The organism is Microbacterium ureisolvens (genome assembly GCF_015278315.1).
Lineage (GTDB): Bacteria > Actinomycetota > Actinomycetes > Actinomycetales > Microbacteriaceae > Microbacterium > Microbacterium ureisolvens.
The window spans coordinates 1-6834 of record NZ_JADIJE010000026.1; the positions used below are offsets into that span (position 1 = coordinate 1).

The following is a 6834-nucleotide window of genomic DNA, read 5'->3' on the forward strand; positions in this document are numbered from 1 at the left end:
AAACCAGCCAGGCGCAGGATCCGGTCGCGGCGCTGGACGCCGCGCGCCGCGCGATGCGCGACGCCGAGGACGCCAAGGCCCTCGCCGACCACGCCCGCCGGTCCCCCACCGGCTGACGATCGCGCATCGGCGCGGCCCGTGGTGCCGCGCACGCGCCGCTACTCTGAGGGCATGAGCGACGGGGCGACTCGGGGATCCAACCGCGTCCTCGCGGGGGTTCGGCGCATTCCCGCGACACTGACCATGGTGACGCTGATCCTCGCGGTGGGCGTCGTGTGGCAGGGGCTGTGGCGGCCCTTCGAAGACACCGACCTCTTCGAGGTCGTGGCATACGGGCTGCCCGCGTTCGAGGCGGGCCGCTGGTGGACGCCGGTGACCGGGACCTTCTTCGTCAACGCGCCGTGGGTCTACCTCTTCACGATCGCGGGCTTCGTCGGCATGGCGTACCTCGAATTCCGCCGCGGCTCGCGCGTCGCGCTGGCCTATTACTGGGTCGGCCAGCTGTTCGCGATCTTCGGCACGGCGCTGCTGCTGTGGGGGTTCTCGCAGCTGCCCTGGGCGTGGGCTCAGGAGCAGGCGGCGGCGCTCGACGTCGGCGCCTCCGGCGGCACCATGGCCTGCATCGCGGCGGCGGTCGGCTTGCTGCGAAGCCCGTGGCGGGTGCGCGCGTGGCTCGTCCTGCTCGGCTTCGTGTTCATCGCGATGCTCTTCTGGGGGACGCTCGCCGACCTGGAGCACCTGCTGGCCGTGCTGCTCGTGCTCTTCGTCGATCGCTCCCTCCGGATCCAGCGCACCACGATCCGCGAGCAGCGCCTGATCGCGTTCATCGCGGTTCTGGTGCTCGGGGCGATCCAGATCATCACGATCCTCGTTCCCACCGACGGCCCTTTCGGTCCCACCGAACCGGCATCGGGTGGCTTCGTCGACTTCGCCATCGACACGGTGGTGATCCTGATCGTCGCCAACGGACTGCGGCGCGGGCGCCGGTGGACCTGGGTGGTCGCCGTGATCCTCGCCACGATCAACGTGGTGTTCGGCTTCATCGTGCTGGCCGCGATCATCATCGCCAGTGAGGCGCAGGTCGAAGGAACGATCGACGGCGAGACCGAGCTCGCCCTCGCGAGCGGTTTCCTCTGGCTCCTGATGCTCGTCTACCTGATCTGGGTGCGCCGCGCGTTCCGGGCACGGCGGAAGTCGCGCATCGGCCGTCAGCCGGCGCCGGGCATCGAGGACGTCAAGCGGATGCTGCACGCCGACGGCGGCGGCACCCTCTCGTGGATGACGACATGGGAGGGCAACAGCTACGCCCGCACGACCGACGGCATCGTCGCCTACCAGCGCCGCACCGGCGTGGCTCTGGCCCTGGCCGACCCGCTGGGTCCGCAGCGCTCTCGCGCGGCATCCGTCCGGGAATTCATCCATGACGCCGAGCAGGCGGGGCTCGTCCCCTGCTTCTTCAGCGCCGACGAGGCGACGCGCGCCGCGGTCCCGGGCACCTGGCGCAGTCTCGTGGTCGCCGACGACACGATCGTCGACCTGCCGGGCCTCGAGTTCACGGGCAAGCGGTGGAATTCGGTGCGGTCCTCGCTCAACCGCGCCGGCCGCGAAGACATGACCTTCCGCATGACGCGCCTGAAGGACGAGTCATGGGGCGTGCAGCAGCAGCTGCGCGCGATCTCGGAGATGTGGGTCGGCGACAAGGGACTCCCCGAGATGGGCTTCACCCTCGGCACGCTCGTCGAGGCGGAGGATCCCGAGGTGCGGCTGGCTCTCGCCCTGGCGCCGAACGGCGACGTCGACGGCTTCCTCTCGTGGCTGCCGGTGTACGGCCCCGGGGGCAGCGGGGAGGACGGCGGAAGCGGAGAATCGAGAGTCCGCGGGTGGACCCTCGACCTCATGCGGCGCCGCGAAGGCGGCTTCGCCCCCGTGATGGAGTTCCTCATCGGGTCGTCGGCGAAGCTGTTCTCGGAGGAGGGCGCCGAGATCATGTCGCTGTCCGGCGCGCCCCTGGCCCACGACTATCCGCCCGATGCGGGCATGATCGCCGCGCTCAGCGACAAGCTGGCCGACGCGCTCGAGCCGGTCTACGGCTTCCGGTCGCTGCACCGCTTCAAGGAGAAGTTCCACCCGCGATACGAGACGATGTACCTGCTGTTCCGCGACGAGAGCGACCTCACCCGGATCGGCGGGGCGCTCACGCGGGCCTTCCTCCCCGACGCGACGCTGCGTCAGTTCGCCGGCGCCGGTCTCGAGCTGGTGCGCGGCGACCGGGACTGACCCGCCGCCACCACCCCTGGCGAGGAGGGCGTGTGCATTCCGGGCGGGTGCGTTCCGGGCGGGTGCGTTCAGGGCGTGTGCGTTCGGGGCTTGTGCGTTCAGGGCGTGTGCGTTGCGGGCATGGCGAAGCCGCGGCATCCGCCGATCGGATGATCAGGGATGCCGCGGCTCACTGATCGCACGAGGCGATCAGTCCGCTCGACTCAGAGCGGGCGGATGTTCTCGGCCTGGAGGCCCTTGGGTCCCTGCGCAATCTCGAACTCGACGCGCTGGTTCTCCTCGAGGGAGCGGTAGCCGCCCGACTGGATGGCGCTGTAGTGCGCGAAGACGTCTGCGCCGCCCTCATCGGGAGCGATGAAGCCGAAGCCCTTCTCCGAGTTGAACCACTTGACGGTGCCCTGCGTGCTCATTACTTGCCGTTCTTCGTTGATCTCGTCGCGATTGCGGCGATTGAGTCCAACGTAGTGAAGACACGGGCGCGCGGCGAGACCCACTTCGGATGGTGACACAAACGTTGCACACGAGGGGTTGCCGGGGACCGCGGACGCGTGCCCATCGTCCGCCCGGGCTGAGCGGAGCTCGAAGCCCGGGCGTCGACGGATCCCCCCGGATAGGCCACGTCGAAACGTGGACAGGGAAATAGTACCGATATATCAGCGAGAGGGCGAGGCCGGATGCCGAGGATTTCGCCCCGATACGACGGTGCCGCAACGCCCGCCCGAGGCCCGGATCAGAGGGTGTATTCGCGTGAATCGTCCGGCGTACACTGGTGCCACACATGACTGCCCCCTTCGTCCCCCTCGAACCGCGCGGTGCCGTCCTCGGAGATGAGGTCTACGCACGCCTGGGTGAGGCGATCCTGGACGGCCGGCTGGCACCGGGCGCGCGGCTGCGCGATCAGGAGCTGGCGGAATGGCTCGGGGTCTCACGCACCCCTGTGCGCGAGGCGCTGCAGCGGCTGGAACGCACGGGCCTGGTCGAAGTGTCGCCGCACCGCTACACACGCGTGTCGTATCCGAATCAGCAGAACGACACCATCGAGCTCGTCGCCTACAACATGGGTCTTGCGGTGCGCATGGCGTCCCAGCGCGCCGATGAGGAGGGCATCGCCCTCGCGCTCGAGCGCCTGGACGACGTGATCGCCGCATCGCGCACCGACGACGCCGCCGCCCTCGCGACCGCCAGTCACGCCTTCTTCGCCGTGGTGACGCGCGCCAGTGGAAACTTCGCACTGCTGAAGTTCATCCGCGAGTACGAGATCGCCATCCGCCGCGACATGGTGGGCTGGCGCCCGTTCATCGAATGCCCGATCGGGCGCACCGCCGCGTACGAGCAGTTCCGTCAGGCCTTCGCCGCGCGCGACGGCGATCTCGCCGAGAAGCTGGTCCGCGACATCCACGGTCTCGCCTGACGCGCCGCCTCGCTCGCGTCCGCGCCGGGGGATCCGCTTCTCTCGCCTCCCTGCCCCGGCTAGCGTGAAGCCGTGCACCACATCGAACTGCGGCCCCTCGACGACGACGACCTCGATGCCGTCTTCGAGATGATGCGCGACCGCGAGGCGATCGCGATGGCCGCGTTCACGGCGGAGGATCCCGACGACCGTGCGGCCTTCGACGCCTGGATCGCCCGCCAGCGCGCGTCCGGCGACGTGCTGTCGTTCGTCGTCACCGAGGACGGCGGGTTCGCCGGCACCGCCGCGACCTTCACGATCGACGGCGACCGTGAGGTCACCTACTGGATCGCCCGGCACGCCTGGGGCCGGGGCGTCGCGACCGCGGCACTGCGCCTGCTGATCTCTCGCGAGCCGATACGTCCCCTCTTCGCCCGGGTCGCGGCACACAACGCCGCGTCGATCGCCGTGCTCGAGAAGGCCGGCTTCACCGAGGTGTCGCGCAACGTCGACTTCGCGCCCGGCGTCGGTCGCGAGATCGAGGAGATCGTCTTCACCCTGGTGCCGGCCCTCGACGGCCTCGGCGGGGGCTGACCGGCCGCAGGCTCACGTCGGCAGGCTGAACGGGCGGAGAAGCTAGATCTCGCCTTCCAGCGGGTTGTCGGCGAGCTTGTGGATGAGACCGCCGTCGATCAGCCGGCGCGCATGGCTGTGCGGCTTGCGCATGGACTGCTGCTGCACGTGCTCGCCGAACTCGTCGGCGAGTTCGAGGCGCGGATACTTCTGAAGCACCTCACGCCGGAACTCGAGCGGAATCTCCTCGGCGCGGCGTCCGGAGATGTCCAGGCCGGTCGAGGTCTCCAGGAGGTAGCCCTCGAGGTCGAAAGCAGGGTCGACCTCGGGCCAGTTGTGCCGAACGATGACGTCGTTGATCCGCCGACGACGGCCGGCGGGCCATCCCGCCCCTGCAGCCAACGCCTCCCCCACGAACCCGCCGGCTTCTTCGTAGCCCAGCGTGTGGTTGTCGTACGCCGGCGTCAGCCCGATGTCGTGCAGAAGCGCCGCTGCATAGAGCAGCTCGTGATCGACATCGCGGTGTCCTTCCACCACTGCATACGCCTCTGCCCACAGCCACGACCGGATCACGTGGTTGAGCAGCGATGGCGAATGGAGTTGCTGCGCGAGCTCTCGAGCACCGCGGCAGGCGCGGGTGTCGGGCAGGGAGAACTGCTGCAGTCGCATGTGGGCGCTCCTTCGGAATCTGCGGCCGACCCTCCGAGCCACCGCGGCCGAAACGAAGGAGCCGGCCGGAGATTTCTCTCCGACCGGCTCCGTTCTTCGACTCAGTCAGAACCTCTGTTCGTATCCACGAACTGGGTCCTGCTGTGCGCGAGGGGGGAGTTGAACCCCCACGCCCTTTCGGGCACTGGCACCTGAAGCCAGCGCGTCTGCCTATTCCGCCACTCGCGCGAGCCGCGGGATGCGAGATCCCGCGAAACTCAACTTCCCGAGAATATCACGCGTCGCCACGTACTCCGAACCGGGTCCGGGAAGACCGGCTGATGGCAGCCGCCTGGCGCCCGGCATCCGTCTCACACTCCCGGTGAGTGGGAACGGATTATCAATTTGGTTGATATTCGCTTTCGGGAGCGGCAGGCTTCGTCACGGGCCCGTCGACGGGTCCGCACAACAACGACGTTGGATGAGGAGCAGTGCAGATGCCTGATGGACACCGGACGACCCGCGCCCTGATCACCGCCGCCGCGGTGGTGGCGCTCACCGCCGCGGCGGGCCCCGCGGTCGCAGCGGACGATGCCGACACGATCGTCGAGGGCCGCCTGTCGGACTCGACGGCCTACCGATTCGTGGTGCCCGCCGACTGGAATGGCACCGTCTTCGTCAACCTCGACTTCGCGGGCGGCTCGGCATCGGCTGCGCAGCGGGAGCTGATCGAACGCGGCTACGCCTACGGGGGGACCACGAGGAATGTGACCGGCTGGAACCTCGGCGCCGCCGTCGAGAACCAGATCGAGGCCCTCGATGCGTTCACCTCCGCCGTAGGAGAGCCCGATCGCGCGATCGCGATGGGGAACTCCATGGGCGGCATGATCGCCGCCGCCACCGGAGAGCTGCACCCCGACCGCATCGACGGCGTGCTCGCCGCGTGCGGCGGCCTGTCGGGGACCGTGTCGCAGTGGAACCAGAAGCTCGACACCGTATTCGTCCTGTCGCGGCTGCTGGATCCCGCGGGCGTCCTGCCGGTCGAGGACGTGCCAGCCGACATCGAGAGCGCGCGGAACGCGTGGCTCACTCGGCTCGCCGAGGCGCAGCAGACTCCCGAGGGACGCGCGCGCATCGCCCTGGCCGCCGCCGTCGGGCAGCTGCCAGCCTGGTCGCAGTCGATCGCCGATCCCGACCCGCGCGACGCCGACGCCTACCAGGCGGCGTGGTACGGCGCCCTCGCGGGCGACCCGCTCCCGTACATCGGCCAGGCGATGAGCAGCCGTCACACGAGCACCATCGTCTTCGGCGGCATGCCGTCGTGGAACACCGGAATCGACTACGTCGAGCAGCTTCGGAAGGCCTCGCCCGAGTCGCGCCGGGTCGTCGCCGCGCTCTACGACGCCGCAGGACTCTCGCTCGACGAGGACCTCGCGACCGTCAACGCCGGCGAGCGCGTCGAGGCCGACCCCGCCGCGGTGGAGCGATTCGCCGCGTCGTACCAGTTCACGGGGCACATCAGCGTGCCCACGGTCACCCTCAACAACGTCGGCGACCAGATCTCGACGGTCGCGCAGCAGCAGGAGTATGAGGAGCGCGTCACTCAGGCGGGCAACGCCTCGCTGCTGCGGCAGACGTACGTGGCGTCGGCCGGTCACTGCAACTTCACGGCCGCCGAGACCATCGCCGCGACCGAGCTGCTGCTGGACCGCCTCGACACGGGGCGATGGGGCAGCGCGAACGCCGTGCAGCTGAACCGCACGGCGACGGCCCTCGACCTCGGCGACGCCCGGTTCTTCGGCTACCACCCCGATCGGTTCAACCGATGACCGCCCGCGAGCGTACGGCCGACCGCCGCGCACGCATCCGCGCGGCCGCACTGACGGCCGGGTTCGGCCTCCTCGCCACCGCGAGCGCGGCGGCCCCGGCGAGCGCGGCCGCCCCGG

Annotated in this window: 6 protein-coding genes and 1 tRNA gene; 4 read left to right on the forward strand and 3 right to left on the reverse strand. The window is 69.7% G+C overall.

What is annotated here, in order from left to right; genetic code table 11:
• Positions 1 to 171: 171 nt before the first annotated feature.
• Positions 172 to 2277, forward strand: coding sequence for a bifunctional lysylphosphatidylglycerol flippase/synthetase MprF (locus tag IM767_RS20410; protein ID WP_109208856.1), 2106 nt, complete (start codon positions 172 to 174; stop codon positions 2275 to 2277).
• A 203-nt stretch (positions 2278 to 2480) separates the two neighbouring features.
• On the opposite strand, the gene IM767_RS20415 is transcribed toward IM767_RS20410, so the two are convergent.
• On the reverse strand, positions 2481 to 2687 hold the full coding sequence (locus IM767_RS20415) for a cold-shock protein (protein ID WP_109208752.1): 207 nt from the start codon (positions 2685 to 2687) through the stop codon (positions 2481 to 2483).
• A 368-nt stretch (positions 2688 to 3055) separates the two neighbouring features.
• Between IM767_RS20415 and IM767_RS20420 the strand changes: the two genes are divergently transcribed.
• Both IM767_RS20420 and IM767_RS20425 read left to right on the forward strand, forming a co-directional pair.
• Positions 3056 to 3688, forward strand: a complete 633-nt coding sequence (locus IM767_RS20420) for a GntR family transcriptional regulator (protein WP_109208751.1) — start codon at positions 3056 to 3058, stop codon at positions 3686 to 3688.
• Positions 3689 to 3760: 72 nt separating this feature from the next.
• Complete coding sequence (locus IM767_RS20425) at positions 3761 to 4261, forward strand: GNAT family N-acetyltransferase (protein WP_109208750.1); 501 nt, start codon at positions 3761 to 3763, stop codon at positions 4259 to 4261.
• Between the two features lie 42 nt (positions 4262 to 4303).
• On the opposite strand, the gene IM767_RS20430 is transcribed toward IM767_RS20425, so the two are convergent.
• Both IM767_RS20430 and IM767_RS20435 read right to left on the reverse strand, forming a co-directional pair.
• On the reverse strand, positions 4304 to 4909 hold the full coding sequence (locus IM767_RS20430) for an HD domain-containing protein (RefSeq protein ID WP_109208749.1): 606 nt from the start codon (positions 4907 to 4909) through the stop codon (positions 4304 to 4306).
• A gap of 144 nt (positions 4910 to 5053) precedes the next feature.
• Positions 5054 to 5137, reverse strand: a tRNA-Leu gene (locus tag IM767_RS20435).
• Positions 5138 to 5385: 248 nt separating this feature from the next.
• On the opposite strand from IM767_RS20435, the gene IM767_RS20440 reads away from it, so the two are divergent.
• On the forward strand, positions 5386 to 6717 hold the full coding sequence (locus IM767_RS20440; RefSeq protein ID WP_109208748.1) for an alpha/beta fold hydrolase: 1332 nt from the start codon (positions 5386 to 5388) through the stop codon (positions 6715 to 6717).
• Positions 6718 to 6834 lie beyond the last annotated feature (117 nt).

Coding starts and splice junctions, on each gene's coding strand:
- IM767_RS20410 (WP_109208856.1), top strand. CDS start 172: ATGAGCGACGGGGCGACTCGGGGATCCAACCGCGTCCTCGCGGGGGTT.
- IM767_RS20415 (WP_109208752.1), bottom strand. CDS start 2,687: ATGAGCACGCAGGGCACCGTCAAGTGGTTCAACTCGGAGAAGGGCTTC.
- IM767_RS20420 (WP_109208751.1), top strand. CDS start 3,056: ATGACTGCCCCCTTCGTCCCCCTCGAACCGCGCGGTGCCGTCCTCGGA.
- IM767_RS20430 (WP_109208749.1), bottom strand. CDS start 4,909: ATGCGACTGCAGCAGTTCTCCCTGCCCGACACCCGCGCCTGCCGCGGT.
- IM767_RS20440 (WP_109208748.1), top strand. CDS start 5,386: ATGCCTGATGGACACCGGACGACCCGCGCCCTGATCACCGCCGCCGCG.